Raw genomic sequence first — 15620 nt, forward strand, 5'->3', positions numbered from 1 at the left:
ATAGGTGAATTGCACATCCCGGGTTTCGCCCACCCCCAGATCCTGAAAGCCTTCACCGGGATCAAAGCTGAAACTGCCATCCGCATTGACCACCACCGTGCCTTCAGCAGGCCCTTCGATCAGGCCATAGGTGAGGATATCGCCATCCACATCGGTGGCCACCAATTGCCCGATAACCACGCCGCCATCTTCCACCGCATCCAAAGTTCCGGCCTGCGCCAAAGGATCGGAATTGGCCGCAGCCGTGGCGACGGCAAGGCCATCGACGCCCACCAAGGCCTGTGGCCCCACAGTTGCACCATCCACTGCAGCAGGGGCAGTCACCGTGCCCTCAGGCGCAAGCTGATTGATCCCCACCTGCCCCTGATTGGCGGGCGGCGAGGCATTACCGGAATTCTGTGCATTGGGGATGAACAAAGGATCGCTGCCATCGCTCAAGCGGAATGGGGTGTCGCGATCAAAGACTAAGGGCGTATCGCGATCAAGGATCAATTGCCGATCCAGAAGCGGGCTGTCCACAAGCGCCCCTTCATCGGGTGTTACGAGGAACCCTTCCCCGCGATCCGGTGCGCCGATATGAACATTCTGATTGGTCAATTCCGCATTTTCAAAAAGCCCGGGCTCATCAGGGGGCAAAAAGCCTCTCTCCGCATCGGCAGGCGATTCGGTTTCCCTGAACAGGGCCGGATCGGTAGCCGCATTGCGCAGATTATCTTCTGAAAATGTTTTATCAGCCATGTCATTCTCGCTTTAAATCAAAGGCACAAAAGCATCTGGGATGCATCAGACACGCGCATCAGAAATCCTGCGCCCCCAAGAATCCTAAAAACTTTTCTTATCATAAAGCCCATTGGATCGAAATCATCTAAAATTTTTATTAACTCACTGATTTTTGTGTAGTTTTATAAAATTTAGTTTAAATACAATCTATCTTTGCAGTTGCGTATAAACTTGTTAATCGTCTATGCGCTAAAATAATTTTTCCGATTATATCAGCGAAAGCATCCAACGCCCCAAGCTGATAAGCGGCAATTTATGAAGTCAAAAAACCAGATTTGATATGAAATTGTTCAATCCCATGGCAGGCCGATGAATAATCCTAACGGAACCGAAATGAATTCTTCGGCGCCACTCTCACCGGCTGGCGTACAGGATGGCGATATGCTGCATCAGCTTTGGCGTCAGTTCCTGCCCATGTCAAACAGACCGGTCCTGCTCGCCTCTCTGGCCATCAATCTTCTGGCGCTTGCCCTGCCTTTGATGATCTTGCAGGTTTATAATCGGATTCTGCCTTATGAGGGATTATCCACCCTTGCCATGCTCAGCCTTGGGGTTTTTGTAGCGCTGATCATCGATCTTGTTTTGAAAATCGCCCGGGCGCATCTATCGGGCTGGGCCGGGGCGCAATATGAACATAAGGCCGGCTGCATTGCCATGCACCGATTGGCCAGCGGCGATCTGGCGCATATCGAAGCCACACCATCAGGCACCCATCTCGACCGTTTATCGAGCATCAGCCAGATTCGCGAATTTTATGCAAGCCAGGCCAGCCTCGTCCTCGTCGATCTGCCTTTCATCGTTATTTTTCTGGGAATTCTGGCCCTGATTGCCGGGTGGCTGGTTCTCATTCCCCTGTTCATGCTGGTTGTTGCGGCCCTGATTGCCTGGCGATTGGGCAAGCGCCTGCAAAATAAGATTGAACAGCGCCATCATTGGGATAGCCGACGCTACAGCTTTCTGATCGAGGTTTTGAGCGGCATTCACACGGTCAAGGCGATGGCCATGGAAAAAATGATGCTGCGGCGCTATGAGCGGCTTTTGGAAGCCAATGCCTCCCTCAGTGCCGAAGTCTCTGATCTGTCCGGCCATGCCCAAACCGTGGGGACCCTGACCAGCCAGCTCACCTTGGCCGCAATCGTCGCCTTTGGCAGCCTTTTGGTGATAGATGGCCAGATGACCATGGGGGCGCTGGCCGCCAGCACATTGCTTGCCGGGCGCACGGTGCAGCCTGCCTTGCGGGCCTTGGGCTTATGGTCGCAATTTCAATCGGTCAGTCTGGCAGAAGAGAATCTGCGCGATATCGATGCCATCCCCGCGGAATCGCGCGGTCAGTTCGTGATGGATCGCTTTCAATCTCTTGAATTGCGCGGGGCGGCCTTTCGCTATGATGCCCCCGACATTGAAACCGATGATGTTTTAAAAGGCATCGATCTGCATCTGGAACGCGGTGAAGTCATCGGCATCACCGGGCAGAATGGCTGCGGCAAATCCACCCTTTTGCATCTGGCGGCCGGGCAGATCAGCCCCAGCCGGGGCCGTGTTTTGCTCAATGGTCAGCCCCCCGAAGATTATGAAGCCGCCAGCATCTTTCGCCAGCTTGCTTATGTGCCCCAAAGGCCGACATTATTCCACGGCACGGTGCTCGATAATCTGACGATGTTTCAATCCGATGAGCCCAAAATCATGCAAAGGGCTTTGGAACTGGCGCAAAAGCTGCTTTTAGATGAGGTTTTTGCCCGCCTGCCCGATGGCTATGATACCGAAATCGGCGATAGCACCACGGCCATCCTGCCCGCAGGCGTTGCCCAAAGAATTACCATCGTGCGCGCCATTCTCCATCGCCCCGGGCTGATTTTGCTCGATGAAGCCAATACCAGCCTTGATGGCGAAAGCGATCGCGCTTTATGCGATCTCTTGCGCAGTTTGAAAGGCGATTGCGCGATGATTCTGGTGAGCCACCGGCCCTCCCTGCTGGCCTTGGCCGATCGGCGCTATAGCCTTGAAGGTGGTCGGCTTTTGCCCATGAAAACAGCGCCTTTTGTGCCTTCAGAGGAGCCCCAAAGATGAATGCTCCGGCATCTCCGCGCGGCTCTGATCGTGGGTCCATTCGCCCTAATGCGGCCCTGAGCCATCAGGATGCAGATGCTTTGGCTTCGGCCATCCGCCGTGGCTCTTTGGGTGATTTCACCGCCCGATCAGGCTTTGCCGCCTGTTTGATGGCCCTGCTCGATGCCCGGGGATGGCGCGGAACCCAGCGAAGCCTGAGCGAAGCCCTGCCGCATTTTGCATCCGACCTCAATCTGGCCAGCCTGCGCAATGTTCTGGCGGATCTGAATTTTAAAACTATCGAGCGTCCGATCAAAAAGGGCGAAATCCTCGACCCCCGGTTGATGCCGTGCCTTTATCTCGATGATCAAGGCAATCCCAGTGCTTTGAGCGTCAATGAACAGGGCATTTTCGAGATTTTTGCCGGGGATGACAATGTCTGGCGAATTCTTGATAAGCCCCTGGAAGCGGGCCTTGTCATTCTGATCACTGAAATTCCCACCGATCAGGATGCCCCGCGCCCCGAACACAACTGGACTCGCGCCATCCTGCGCCGGATGCGGCCCCGGATCATGCGGCTTTTGGGGATGACCTTCCTGCTCAACTTGCTGGCTCTGGTGGGGCCCTTGTTCATCATGGTGGTTTATGATCAGGTGGTGGCGTCGGGCTCTCCGCGCCTGCTCGTGCCTTTGGTCATCGGGGTGGGGTTGGCCGCCCTCATCGAATTGATCACCCGCATTTTTCGCGGAAAATCCATTGCCTTCATGTCCGGGCGGCTGGAATTCATTATTTCACGCAGTGTCTTCCGGCAAATTCTGAGCCTGCCCATCACCCGCACGGAATCCGCACCCTTGAGCGGCCAGATTTCGCGCATTCGTGAATTCGACAGCATGCGCGATATTTTCATGGGCACGCTGGTGACCGTGCTGCTCGAACTTCCCTTCATCGGAGTGTTTTTGCTGGTGATCGCCTTATTGGCAGGCTGGCTGGTGCTCATCCCCTTTGTAATGATCGGAGTGTTCATTCTGATGGGGGCCATCGCCTTGCCATCCCTGAAGCGATCCGTGGCCCGCACATCCAACCAAAGATCCCGGCAATATCGCTTTCTGGTCGAATTCGTGACCAATCTGCGAACCATTCGCGAAGCCGGTGCGGGCGAACGCTGGTCTGATCGCTATCGTGAGATGTCTGCGACCACCAGCCTCGAGCAATTTCGCAATGGCCAGATTGCCTTCACTTTGCAATCCCTGTCGCAATTGATCATGATGATCGCTGGCGGCGGCACCATCGTCTATGGCGTTATTCTGGTGATCGGGGGCACGCTCACAGCCGGCGGGCTGATCGCGGTGATGGCTTTGGTCTGGCGGATTCTCGCCCCCATCCAGAATCTGTTTCTCACCCTCACCCGCGCCGAACAAATCTCGATGACGGTGGGGCATCTCGATCAGCTGATGCAATTACGCGGCGAACAAACCCGTCATCATTCCGGCGGGATCATCCGTCAATGGGCCGGGGCCATTGATTTCACCCGGGTCAGCTTTCGCTATCGCCCCAATACCGATCCCGCCCTTTTGGGCATCAGTTTCAAGGCCGATCCCGGCGAGATGATCGCTATCATGGGATCGAATGGATCAGGTAAATCAACCATTTTGCGCCTGATCGCCGGGCTTTATGAGGCACAGGCCGGTCAGGTCAGCATCGATGGTCTTGATGTGCGCCAGATCGATCCTCAGGAATTGCGCCAGCAGATCGCCTATGTTCCGCAAAATTGCCATGTCTTTCACGGCACGTTGGCCCAAAATCTGCGCTTTTCCAACCCCGTGGTGAGCGAACGCGAGATTGAAGACGCCTGCCGCAAGGCCGGTTTGTGGGACGAAATCACCCGCCTGCCCGATGGGCTCGAAACCCGTTTTGGGGATCAAACCGTGTGGCAATTGAATGCGGGCTTTCGCCAGCGCATTTCCCTGGCCCGCGCCTATCTGCGCGATGCCCAACTGATCCTGCTCGATGAACCGGCACAAGCCCTAGATGATGCGGGGGATCAGGCTTTGGTGCAGATGATCCAGAATTTGCGGGGTGAGAAAACCATCATCATGGTTTCCCACCGCCCCAGCCATATTCGTCTGGCTGATCGTGTTTTGCATCTTGAAAAGGGCATCCTGATCGCTGAGGGCGCGCCCGAGCAGAGCCTGTCCCGATCCGAAGGCAAGTTTTTATGAGCCAAAACCCCGATTTTGAACACTCCATCAAAAGATCGCCAGCCATGTTGAACAAAAAAAGCTCCCGGTCCCTGATGCGTATCAATGCTTATGATCGCGAAGTGCTGAGCCGATCCGTTTATCTTGAAGAAACCGGCCCTTCGATGGGCATGGCGGCGCTGATTTTTGTGATCGCCGCGCTGATTGCCCTGTTCATCATCTGGTCTGGCCTTACCCGGCTTGATGAAACCGTGGCCGCAAGGGGAACGGTTTCACCAATCAGCTTTGTGCAGCCGGTACAGCATCTGGAAGGTGGGATCGTCGCCTCGGTGGAGGTTGAAGAGGGCCAAATCGTCAAGGCCGGTGATCCTTTATTGACCATGGATAAAACCATTTCGCGTTCCGATTATCTGGCCCTCAAGGTGCGCGAGGCCTCGCTCGCTTTGCAGATCGAACGCTTGCGCGCCTTTGCCCTGAATGATGAGCCTGATTTTTCCGCCTATGTGGAAAATTATCCCGAATTGGTGAGGGATCAACAGCGCATTTACGAAACACAGATCGATGCCCGCAATGCCCAGATTGCGATCAGCAACGCCCAGATCCAATCCCGCCAGCAAGAAGCGCTGAGCCTGAGCGAGCATCATGATATGCTTAAAAAGCAGGTTCTTTTGCTGCAGGAAGAGCTTGAGATGCGCCAAACCCTGCTGGACAAGGGCCTGACCAACAAGATCGTTTTCCTCGATACCCAACGGCGGCTCAATCAGACTGAGGGGGAAATCGCCCGCACCCGCGCCGATATGGCCCGCGCCGAAGCCGAAATTGCGCAGGCGCGCGGCGGATTGCTGGAAATGGAAGAACGCCTGCGCGGCGATGCTTTGGAGGAATTGGGGCGCTTTTCCAATGAGCAGGCTGAAATCAAGGAGCAACTGACCCGGCTTTCGGATCGGGTACAAAGAACGGTGGTGCGCGCCCCCGTGGCTGGAACGGTGACCGGATTGGCCGTTACCGGTCCCGGTGCCGTGGTGCAGCCCGGGGCAAAGCTGGCCGACATCGTGCCCAATGATCGGCAGATTCTGGCGGAAACCCGGATCAGCCCGCGCGATATCGGGCATATCAAACCCGGCCAGCCGGTGACAGTGAAAATCGATAGCTATGATTATGCACGCTTTGGTGGTGTTCCCGGAAAAGTGAAAAGCATTTCTGCCACCAGCTTCATCGATGAGGAGGGTGTCAGTTATTTCCGCTCGATGATCAGCATCGATCAAACCTTTGTTGGCGAAAATCCGGCAAATAATACGATCACTCCGGGCATGACCCTGGTCGCCGATATCAAAACCGGCGAAAAAAGCCTGCTTGCCTATTTATGGCGGCCCGTTCAGCAATCAATGTCGGGGGCCTTTTCCGAACGCTGAAAATCCTTACGTCACTTTTGCCTACGGGTTTTCTGGACCCGTCCACACGTCTTTGTTTTTAGTGCAGGGGCCCTTTTCTTAAAAAGTGCACCCTAAGATAGATTCGCGCGCAAAGGCTGCACACCACTCTGCCGACCTTAATTGCTCCTGAAACAAAAATAATCAATAAAAATACACTATATAGGGATAAATTATTTAAAGAATTTACAACATAAAATTTATTGAAATGCAATTATGCCGATAAATAACCGCATAAGTTTCAATAATATATTATGAATAACGGATATTTATATTGTTATTTCAACATGAGTTCCTGTATTTATCGGTTAAGTATGGAGTTTATATAATTTATTTTTTGAGACGTCAGTATGAAAACAGCCATCTTTCCCGTCACAAAAGCCGATATTCTTAATCCATCACTCAAGAATCTGTTCATGCTGTGGGATGAAAAAAAAGCGGGAAACCGCTATCCCAACAGAAAAGATTTTTCCTTTGCCGATTTTCGGCCATGGCTGGGATTTTTGATCATCTGTTCGGTCAATCATGAAACGCAGGAAATCTATCCCGATCTGGTGGGCACGCAGGTCGTCGCTTGGGATGGCGAGGATATGACCCATAAGATCATGCACCCCACAAGGCCGTCAAACTTCCCCACCAAAATTTTGCAGCCCTTCTATGCTACGCTGGAAAACGGCCAGCCGATGATGGCGGTGCATACAAAACCCGATATCGGTGGCAAGCTGGAACGATTGATCCTCCCCTGCGCGGCGGATGACAATCTGATCGACAAGATGATTTCCGCCATTCTTCCCAATCCGCCCATGGCTGATTTTCTCAAAACCAATAGCCTGCTGCATCTGATGTCATAAAGGGCGGCGAAGCTCTTGCGACATCGGGCTTTTACGCCCATCTTTGCATGAAGCACAGGCAACAGCGGTCGGGGGTCATGATCAAGAGCAGGAAAATGCCATTCTCCCAACCTGCAGGCCAGCCTTCGTGCCAATCGAGGAAGCCCGCAAACCCAGCCTCCGGGATTGATCGTTTTCTCAACGATCTGGCCACGATCGATCACCAAACCCCATCCCGCTATTCCGGCCAGCCATCCGGGCGCCTGATCTTTGCCCTTGATGCTACTTTGAGCCGCCAACCCACATGGGATATAGCCACCCATATTCAAAGCCATATGTTTGAAGCCACCGAAGGGCGCGCCCCTTTATCGGTGCAGCTGGTCTATTTCCGGGGCTATCGGGAATGCAAGGCCAGCCCTTGGGTGCAGGACAGCCGGGCCCTCGCAAAACTGATGCGCGGATTGACATGCCAGGGCGGGATGACCCAGATCGGTCGGGTGCTGGGCCATTGCCTGCGTGAGCAACGCAAAAGCCTGCAAGATGCCCCCGCGGCGGCACCGATCAATGCCATCGTTCTGGTAGGCGATGCCTGCGAGGAAAAGGCTGATGATCTGTGCCATCTGGCGGGCCAATTGGGGCTTTTATCGGTGCCTATTTTTGCGTTTCACGAAGGCACGGATGCGGTCGCAAGAACCGCCTTCATGGAATTGGCGCGGCTTTCGGGGGGGGCCTATGCCCCGTTCGATCATCAAAGCGCCGATCAACTGCGTGATCTTTTAAAAGCCGTTTCGGCCTATGCCTCGGGCGGGGCGGCGGCCCTCAGCACCTTGGAAGCACAGATGAAGCGCCCCCTTGGTCTCTTGCAGCAGATGAAAGGGCACCGCCCATGATCTGGTTGGGGGCCGGTGTCCTCGGCCTTGTGCTTTTGCTGTTTTCCCTCAATAGCCTTGCCAAGGCGCCGCCGGATCGGGTGGCCCGGGCCGCCCTTCTCACGCTTTTAACGGTGCTTGGCCTTTTTGGGGGGCTTTTACTGATCACTGGCAAATTTCTGGTGGCCCTGCCTGTTCTGGCCTCGGCGGCGGCGGGGCTTTTCAAGCTGGCGGCGCTTTTACGCCTGTTTGGGGCGCGCGCCTCATGGAACCGCCCGCGCGCGTCGCAAAACACGAACAAAAGCGCGGATGGCTCGATGGATGAAGAGGCATCAAGCCCTGGCTCCGATGTCACGAGCTTGTGGCTTTCCATGCATCTGGATCATGAAAGCGGCGAGATCGAGGGAACGGTGCTGGACGGGCCATATCAAGGGGTGAAGCTCAGTGCCCTTTCTTTTGATGATCTCATCCGCCTGTTGCACGATCTTTATGATCATGATCCGGAAGGCAGCCGCCTTTTAGAAGCCTATCTGGACCGCAATCATGGGCCTTCATGGCGCAGGGCTAAAGCCCATGAGGCTGGAAAGTCCGATGCCGCAGGTACGATAAGCCTTGATGAAGCCCGAACGATTTTGGGGGTACCAGCCGATGCCAGCCCCCAGGATATTCAAGCCGCCTATCACCGATTGATGAAAAAAGTGCATCCCGATCAGGGCGGCAGCGCCTATTTTGCGGCCAAACTGAATGAAGCCAAAGATCGCCTGCTGCGCGATTAAATGTGAAACAAAATCCAAGGATAGCCCCGATGACCCGATCCCATCCCCTCGACCCCACGATATTGCGGGAATATGATATTCGCGGCGTGGTGGATGAAAGCTTTGGCGAAGCCGATGTGCGGGCGCTGGGCCGGGCTTTTGGCAGCCTTGTCCGCCGTGGGGGCGGGCGCAGTCTGGCAGTGGGCTATGATGGACGCGAAAGCTCGGTCCGCCTTGCGGATGCCCTGATCGAAGGGCTGATATCCACCGGCATCACCGTAAAGATGATCGGTTTGGGGCCCACGCCGATGATGTATTATGCCGTGCATGAGCTGGCCACCGATGGCGGGCTGATGATCACCGGTTCCCATAATCCGCCCGAATATAATGGCCTCAAAATGATGCTGGGCACGAAGCCCTTTTATGGCGCCCAGATTCAAAATCTGGGAGAGATGACTGCAAAGGGCGATTTTGAAAGCGGCGAAGGGGTGATTGAGCCGGTGGATTTATTTGATCGCTATATCGAGCGATTGGCCCGCGATTTCGATCCCCTGCCCGAGGACGCTGTGCCCATTGATGTGGGTTGGGACCCGGGCAATGGGGCGGCGGGCGATGCGGTGGCGGCTTTGGTCAAAAAACTGCCGGGCCGGCATCTGGTGATCAATGAAACCATCGATGGCCGCTTTCCCAATCATCACCCCGATCCCACGGTGGAAAAAAATCTCGAACAATTAAAAGCGCTGGTCAAAGCTGAAAATCTGTCTCTGGGCCTTGCCTTTGATGGCGATGGGGATCGCATCGGGGCGGTGGATCGCCATGGCCGGGTGGTGTGGGGGGATCAGCTTTTGCTGGTTCTGGCGCGCCATCTGCTGGCCACCCAACCCGGTGTTCCGATCATTGCCGATGTGAAGGCGAGCCAGATGCTGTTTGATGGCATCAGGGATGCGGGCGGGCTGCCGGAAATGTGGAAAACCGGCCATTCGCTGATCAAGGCCCGAATGAGCGAGGTGGGGGCCCCGCTGGCGGGCGAGATGAGCGGCCATATCTTTTACAAGGATCGCTTTTATGGCCATGATGATGGCCTTTATGCGGCCATCCGGCTGCTCAATGCCATTGCCGCCCAAGGGGGCGATCTGGCCGCCCTGCGCGATGCCATGCCGCAATTGGTGAATACCCCCGAACTGCGCTTTCCCTGCGCTGAAGAGCGCAAAAATCCGGTGATCGAAGGGGTTCGCGCCCGGCTTCAGGAGCAAGGTGCCAAGATCATCGATGTGGATGGGGTCAGGGTCATCACCGATGATGGCTGGTGGCTTTTGCGGGCATCCAATACCCAGGATGTGCTGGTGGCCCGGGTTGAATCCCATGATGAAGCCGGCCTTTTAAGGCTGAAGGGTCTTTTGCGCGATCAACTGGTCTTGAGCGGCATCACCCCACCCGAAGATCTATGACCGGTTGAATTTTTTGAACCATTGACTGCTGATTCGCCTGCCTAAGCCAGAAGAATCTGTGCCCTTGCCCTTTTGGCTGAGGGCAAGTTCATGAACGCCATCAGCCTTTTATGCTGCACTGCAAAAAAATCTTTTGACGCCCTGCGCACCGATGGGTTAATTTTAACCCCGAACAGTGGCGATATTCAAAGCTGATTATGGAGCAGCGACATGACGCAAAACAGCACAGAGCCCGGCAAAAAAACGGCCAACGACCCCTCGGCCACGGCGCATGTGGCGGAAAAATCGGCTGCTCCGGCGGGGGGCACCCCACCGGCTCAGGCGGAAACGGCCCCAAAAGCTTCGGCAGCAAAGCCTGTGGAGGTCGCGGCAGCTGCGGTGAAGGCAGCAGAGCCCGCCAAAACCACAGCCCCCAAAGCTGATGAGCCCAAAGCCGACGCCCCAAAAGCGGAAACGGTTAAGGCTGATCCAGTGAAAACGGTAACGGCCAAAACGGCTCCCAAAAAAGCGCCAAAAGCTGCCCCAAAGCCAACTATGAAATCAGCCGTGAAAGCATCGTCCTCAACGTCGGTGCGCGAATCCGAACGGGTGTTTGCTGAAGCCACCCTTCATGCCGCAAAAGATAAAGATGGCAGCAAAACAGCGTCCAAATCTGCCGCCAAAGCTTCGGCAAAGCTAAAGACACCGGCCAAAAGCACAAAACCCGCGACATCTGCCAAAAAATCCGTATCGGTGGCCCATGATGAGCTTGATCTATCCGCCGATCTTGGCCAGCGCGTTGTCAGCGATCTGTTTGGCAGCATGGGGGCGATGATAAATATGCAGCAAAAAACATTGAGTAATCTCCTCGATGCCGCCCTGTCTGCGACCGAACGTGCTGAAAATATGACCGATCATTATTCCGGTCTGGCCCAAAAAATCGGCCAAAGGCAAAATTCCTTCATTGATCGTTTACGCGATGCAAAAGATCCGCTCAGCGCCAGCGAGGCCCAGATCGGGTATTTCAAGGATTGCTGCGATGATCTGATGAAGGAATGTTCCGTCGCCACGGAATTATGGATTCGCGCCAGCCAGCAAAGCATCAATCCCATCAGCACACAGTTTTCCGTTCTGATCGATCAGATGAAGGGGCGTTAAGCCGCCGCATCCGCTTCTTTTTTTAATGGCTTCGGCGGCGCCAGGCACCGAAGACTAGAGCTGCGCAGAAACAAGTGTTCTGCGCAGCGTTATGGCTGTGTTAAGATTACATCTGCATGATCATGATTGATGCCTGAAGGATTGGGGCCATGTCATTCGAGCTTTTTTAAAAACTGTGTTGTGAAGGGGGTGTTATTCCCTTGGCCTTGCCTTATCTATGGACAGTTGGGGCTCGCGCCCGAGATGTATTTAAAAAAGCGGGGCCATTTCAGACAGGCAAGGCAGCGGCTGGTAAAATGAGCGTAAAGTACATATCTATGTCTGAGAATGAACAGGATGGCACGGGTGCACCCCATACGGGTTTATTGACCAAAACCGAGCCCAAAACCAAGAAACCATCCATGTACAAGGTTCTGATGCTGAATGACGACTATACGCCGATGGATTTTGTCATTCATGTCTTGAAGCGCTTTTTCAGGATGTCATCAGAGCAGGCGACACAGGTGATGCTGCATGTTCATCAAAAAGGCGTGGGCGTTTGCGGCGTGTTTACCTATGAAATTGCCGAAACCAAAGCAACGCAGGTTGTGGATTATGCGCAAAAACATCACCATCCCCTGCAATGCACCCTTGAAAAAGAGTGAGATGTGATGACAGGATCAGGAGGACGAGCGCGAACCGGTTGAATGACCGTCATCACGTTTTTTGAGATAAAGGATACCGAACCGTGCCGAGTTTTTCACCACATCTGGAACAAACGCTCCATCGCGCCCTGGCGGAAGCCAATAAGCGCCGGCACGAATATGCAACCCTTGAGCATTTATTGTTCGGGTTGCTGGATGATGAAGATTCTGCCGCCGTTCTCAATGCCTGCAATGTCGATATTCATATTTTGCGCGCCAATCTTGCCGGTTATCTGGATAAAGAACTTGATAGCCTGAAAATTGATGATGATGGCATCGAAGCCACCCCCACAGCCGGATTTCAAAGGGTTGTGCAGCGGGCCATCCTGCATGTGCAAAGCTCGGGGCGCGAGGAAATGACCGGTGCCAACGTGCTGGTTGCCCTGTTTTCCGAACGCGAAAGCCATGCGGTTTATTTTCTGCAACAACAGGATATGACCCGGCTGGATGCCGTGAGCTATATCAGCCATGGCATTGCCAAATCACCCCAGCAGGGCGACAGGCGGGCGGCATCTGGCGGCGCAACGGATGAGGAAAGCGGCCCCGGCGCCCCGGAATCCGCGCATCGGAATGAGCCGAAAAAAGGCGACAGCGCCCTTGAAAATTATTGTGTCGATCTCAATCAGCGGGCCCGCATTGGCAAAATCGATCCCCTGATCGGACGACAAAGCGAAATTGATCGCACCATTCAGATTCTGTGCCGCAGATCCAAGAACAATCCCCTGTTCGTGGGTGATCCCGGCGTTGGGAAAACCGCCATTGCCGAAGGGTTGGCGCGCAAGATCGTTGAAGGTGATGTGCCCGAGGTGCTGCTCGATGCCACGATTTTCGCCCTTGATATGGGATCGCTGCTGGCTGGCACCCGCTATCGCGGTGATTTTGAAGAACGCCTGAAAGCGGTGGTAAAAGAACTGGAAGATCATGACGGCGCGATTTTGTTCATCGATGAAATTCATACGGTGATCGGCGCGGGTGCCACATCGGGCGGGGCCATGGATGCCTCAAATCTTTTGAAACCCGCTTTGGCATCCGGGGCGATCCGCTGCATCGGGTCCACCACCTATAAGGAATTTCGCGGTCATTTTGAAAAAGATCGCGCCCTTTTGCGGCGCTTCCAGAAAATCGACGTGGCCGAGCCCACTTTGCCCGATACCATCAAGATCATGCAGGGGTTAAAGCCCTATTTTGAAAAGCATCATCGGGTGCGCTATACCGCCGATGCCATCAAGGCCGCAGTAGAATTATCCGCCCGCTATATCACCGATCGCAAATTGCCCGATAAAGCGATTGATGTGATCGATGAAACGGGTGCGGCCCAGATGCTGCTGCCCTTATCCCGGCGCAAGAAAACCGTTGGGGTGAAGGATGTGGAGGCCGTGGTTGCCAAGATCGCGCGGATTCCGCCGAAATCGGTCTCGAAAGATGATGCCAAGGTGATGGCCAATATCGAACGCGATTTAAAGCGTGTGGTTTTTGGTCAGGATCGTGCGATTTCCGCCCTGGCCGCCAGCATCAAGCTTTCGCGCGCGGGCCTGCGCGAGCCGAACAAGCCCATTGGTTCTTATCTTTTTTCCGGCCCAACGGGGGTGGGCAAAACCGAAGTGGCCCGCCAGCTTGCCCTGCTTTTGGGGGTTGAACTCACCCGATTTGATATGTCGGAATATATGGAGCGGCACACGGTTTCCCGGCTGATCGGGGCGCCTCCGGGCTATGTCGGCTTTGATCAGGGCGGCCTGCTGACCGATGCGGTGGATCAGCATCCCCATTCCGTTTTGTTGCTTGATGAGATCGAAAAGGCGCATCCCGATCTGTTTAACCTGCTTTTGCAGGTGATGGATGCGGGCACCCTTACCGATCATAATGGCAAAAAGATCGATTTCCGCAATGTGATCCTGATCATGACCACCAATGCCGGGGCGTCTGAAATGGCCAAAACCGCTATTGGCTTTGGCCGCGATCAGCGCGAGGGCGAAGACGAAGAAGCCATCAAGAAGCTGTTTACTCCGGAATTTCGCAATCGCCTTGATGCCGTGGTGCCCTTTGATTATCTGCCGACCGAAGTGGTGTCGCGGGTGGTTGAGAAATTCATCCTTGAACTGGAAATTCAGCTTGCCGAGCGCGATGTGATGATCTCGGTCACGGAAGATGCCAAAAAATGGATGGCGGAAAAGGGTTATGATAAATCCTTTGGTGCCCGCCCCCTTGGCCGCGTGATCCAGGAAAATATCAAAAAGCCGCTGGCCGATGAATTGCTGTTTGGTCGCCTGCAGAAAGGCGGCGAGGTGGTAATCCGGCTGATTGATGGTAAGATCGATTTCGAAATCACCCCCAATGCCGCCCCTCCGGGCAATCGGAAAAAGCGGAAGCCAAGGCCCGCACCTGTTGAATAGCCCCATGGGCGCATGATCATTGGCCGATCGCCTCTACGCAAAAAAGCATGTCTTGGATAAGGCATGCTTTTTTTGTAATTTGGTGATATCTCGCCGTGCATAAAAAGCCGATAAACGGATAGACAGCAAGACAGGGCTGGACGACATTAAGCAACGGAACGATCGAAAAGGGGAAACCATGAAAGCCAAAGTCCGCAAGGCGGTGATGCCCGTAGCCGGATTGGGAACGCGCTTTCTTCCGGCAACGAAAGCCATGCCGAAAGAAATGCTGCCGGTTGTCGATAAGCCGATCATTCAATATGCCGTAGAAGAAGCCTTTGCTGCGGGCATCGAGGAAATCATCTTCGTCACCGGTCGAGGCAAATATCTTCTGGAAGATCATTTTGATCATGCCTTCGAGCTGGAAGCCACCCTGGCCGAACGCGGTAAGGATGAAGCCCTTGAAATCGTCCAGTCGATCATCCCCAAGGCTGGCGGCGTCAGCTATACGCGCCAGCAAAAGCCGCTGGGGCTGGGCCATGCCGTATGGTGTGCGCGCAATCTGGTGGGGGATGAACCCTTTGCCGTGCTGCTGCCCGATGATCTGGTGCAGGCCCAGGTGCCCTGCCTAAAGCAGATGATGGAGGCTTATGAAGAAAAAGGCGGCAATCTGCTGGCGGTGATGGATGTGCCCCGGGATCAAACCCAGCGCTATGGGATTGTGGATGCGGATCAAAATGATGGGGATCTGGTCACGGTCAAAGGGCTGGTGGAAAAACCCCTGCCCGCCGATGCCCCCTCAACTTTATCGATCATTGGCCGCTATATATTGCAGCCCCAGCTTTTTGATGCGCTGGCTCGCAAGGAACGCGGTGCGGGCGGTGAAATTCAATTGACCGATGCCATGGTCCATCTGATCGGCCAACAGCCTTTCCACGGTTTTCGTTTTAGCGGAACACGCTATGATTGCGGCGACAAACTCGGGTTTCTAAAAGCCACCGTGGCCATGGCGCTGGAACGAGATGACCTTGGATCGGAATTCGCCGACTATTTAAAATCGCTCAGCATTTAACGG

Annotated in this window: 12 protein-coding genes; 11 read left to right on the top strand and 1 reads right to left on the bottom strand. The window is 54.6% G+C overall.

Annotated features, from left to right (window positions below):
- Positions 1–738: Ig-like domain-containing protein (locus AQ1_RS08535; protein ID WP_042086316.1), on the bottom strand; the 738-nt coding region annotated here is incomplete at its 3' end.
- 375 nt (positions 739–1113) lie between these two features.
- Between AQ1_RS08535 and AQ1_RS08540 the strand changes: the two genes are divergently transcribed.
- The 11 genes from AQ1_RS08540 (at position 1114) to galU (ending at position 15617) form a co-directional block, all read left to right on the top strand.
- Positions 1114–2847: an ABC transporter transmembrane domain-containing protein gene (locus tag AQ1_RS08540; protein WP_161760514.1), complete on the top strand. Its 1734-nt coding sequence runs from the start codon at positions 1114–1116 to the stop codon at positions 2845–2847.
- Positions 2844–5045: a peptidase domain-containing ABC transporter gene (locus AQ1_RS08545; RefSeq protein WP_042086318.1), complete on the top strand. Its 2202-nt coding sequence runs from the start codon at positions 2844–2846 to the stop codon at positions 5043–5045. The genes AQ1_RS08540 and AQ1_RS08545 overlap by 4 nt, the downstream gene beginning before the upstream one ends.
- Positions 5046–5119: 74 nt before the next feature.
- Positions 5120–6436, top strand: coding sequence for an HlyD family type I secretion periplasmic adaptor subunit (locus AQ1_RS08550; RefSeq protein ID WP_161760516.1), 1317 nt, complete (start codon positions 5120–5122; stop codon positions 6434–6436).
- 368 nt (positions 6437–6804) lie between these two features.
- On the top strand, positions 6805–7305 hold the full coding sequence (locus AQ1_RS08555) for a PAS domain-containing protein (protein WP_042086320.1): 501 nt from the start codon (positions 6805–6807) through the stop codon (positions 7303–7305).
- Positions 7306–7400: 95 nt separating this feature from the next.
- A complete protein-coding gene (locus tag AQ1_RS08560; protein WP_052371140.1) occupies positions 7401–8174 on the top strand; it encodes a vWA domain-containing protein in 774 nt (257 codons plus the stop codon).
- Positions 8171–8929, top strand: coding sequence for a DnaJ domain-containing protein (locus AQ1_RS14515; protein WP_052371136.1), 759 nt, complete (start codon positions 8171–8173; stop codon positions 8927–8929). Before AQ1_RS08560 ends, AQ1_RS14515 begins: the two co-directional genes overlap by 4 nt.
- Before the next feature lie 29 nt (positions 8930–8958).
- Positions 8959–10356, top strand: coding sequence for a phosphoglucomutase/phosphomannomutase PgmG (gene pgmG, locus AQ1_RS08570; RefSeq protein WP_042086321.1), 1398 nt, complete (start codon positions 8959–8961; stop codon positions 10354–10356).
- 210 nt (positions 10357–10566) lie between these two features.
- A complete protein-coding gene (locus tag AQ1_RS14520; RefSeq protein WP_052371137.1) occupies positions 10567–11493 on the top strand; it encodes a phasin family protein in 927 nt (308 codons plus the stop codon).
- Positions 11494–11810: 317 nt separating this feature from the next.
- Complete coding sequence (gene clpS / locus AQ1_RS08580) at positions 11811–12137, top strand: ATP-dependent Clp protease adapter ClpS (RefSeq protein ID WP_042086323.1); 327 nt, start codon at positions 11811–11813, stop codon at positions 12135–12137.
- 83 nt (positions 12138–12220) lie between these two features.
- Positions 12221–14566, top strand: a complete 2346-nt coding sequence (clpA, locus tag AQ1_RS08585; protein ID WP_042086324.1) for an ATP-dependent Clp protease ATP-binding subunit ClpA — start codon at positions 12221–12223, stop codon at positions 14564–14566.
- Positions 14567–14744: 178 nt separating this feature from the next.
- Positions 14745–15617, top strand: coding sequence for a UTP--glucose-1-phosphate uridylyltransferase GalU (gene galU, locus AQ1_RS08590; RefSeq protein ID WP_042086325.1), 873 nt, complete (start codon positions 14745–14747; stop codon positions 15615–15617).
- Positions 15618–15620 lie beyond the last annotated feature (3 nt).

This window comes from Iodidimonas nitroreducens (assembly GCA_000710935.1).
Taxonomy (GTDB): domain Bacteria; phylum Pseudomonadota; class Alphaproteobacteria; order Sphingomonadales; family Rhodothalassiaceae; genus Iodidimonas; species Iodidimonas nitroreducens.

Coding starts and splice junctions, on each gene's coding strand:
- AQ1_RS08540 (WP_161760514.1), top strand. CDS start 1,114: ATGAATTCTTCGGCGCCACTCTCACCGGCTGGCGTACAGGATGGCGAT.
- AQ1_RS08545 (WP_042086318.1), top strand. CDS start 2,844: ATGAATGCTCCGGCATCTCCGCGCGGCTCTGATCGTGGGTCCATTCGC.
- AQ1_RS08550 (WP_161760516.1), top strand. CDS start 5,120: ATGCGTATCAATGCTTATGATCGCGAAGTGCTGAGCCGATCCGTTTAT.
- AQ1_RS08555 (WP_042086320.1), top strand. CDS start 6,805: ATGAAAACAGCCATCTTTCCCGTCACAAAAGCCGATATTCTTAATCCA.
- AQ1_RS08560 (WP_052371140.1), top strand. CDS start 7,401: ATGCCATTCTCCCAACCTGCAGGCCAGCCTTCGTGCCAATCGAGGAAG.
- AQ1_RS14515 (WP_052371136.1), top strand. CDS start 8,171: ATGATCTGGTTGGGGGCCGGTGTCCTCGGCCTTGTGCTTTTGCTGTTT.
- pgmG (WP_042086321.1), top strand. CDS start 8,959: ATGACCCGATCCCATCCCCTCGACCCCACGATATTGCGGGAATATGAT.
- AQ1_RS14520 (WP_052371137.1), top strand. CDS start 10,567: ATGACGCAAAACAGCACAGAGCCCGGCAAAAAAACGGCCAACGACCCC.
- clpS (WP_042086323.1), top strand. CDS start 11,811: ATGTCTGAGAATGAACAGGATGGCACGGGTGCACCCCATACGGGTTTA.
- galU (WP_042086325.1), top strand. CDS start 14,745: ATGAAAGCCAAAGTCCGCAAGGCGGTGATGCCCGTAGCCGGATTGGGA.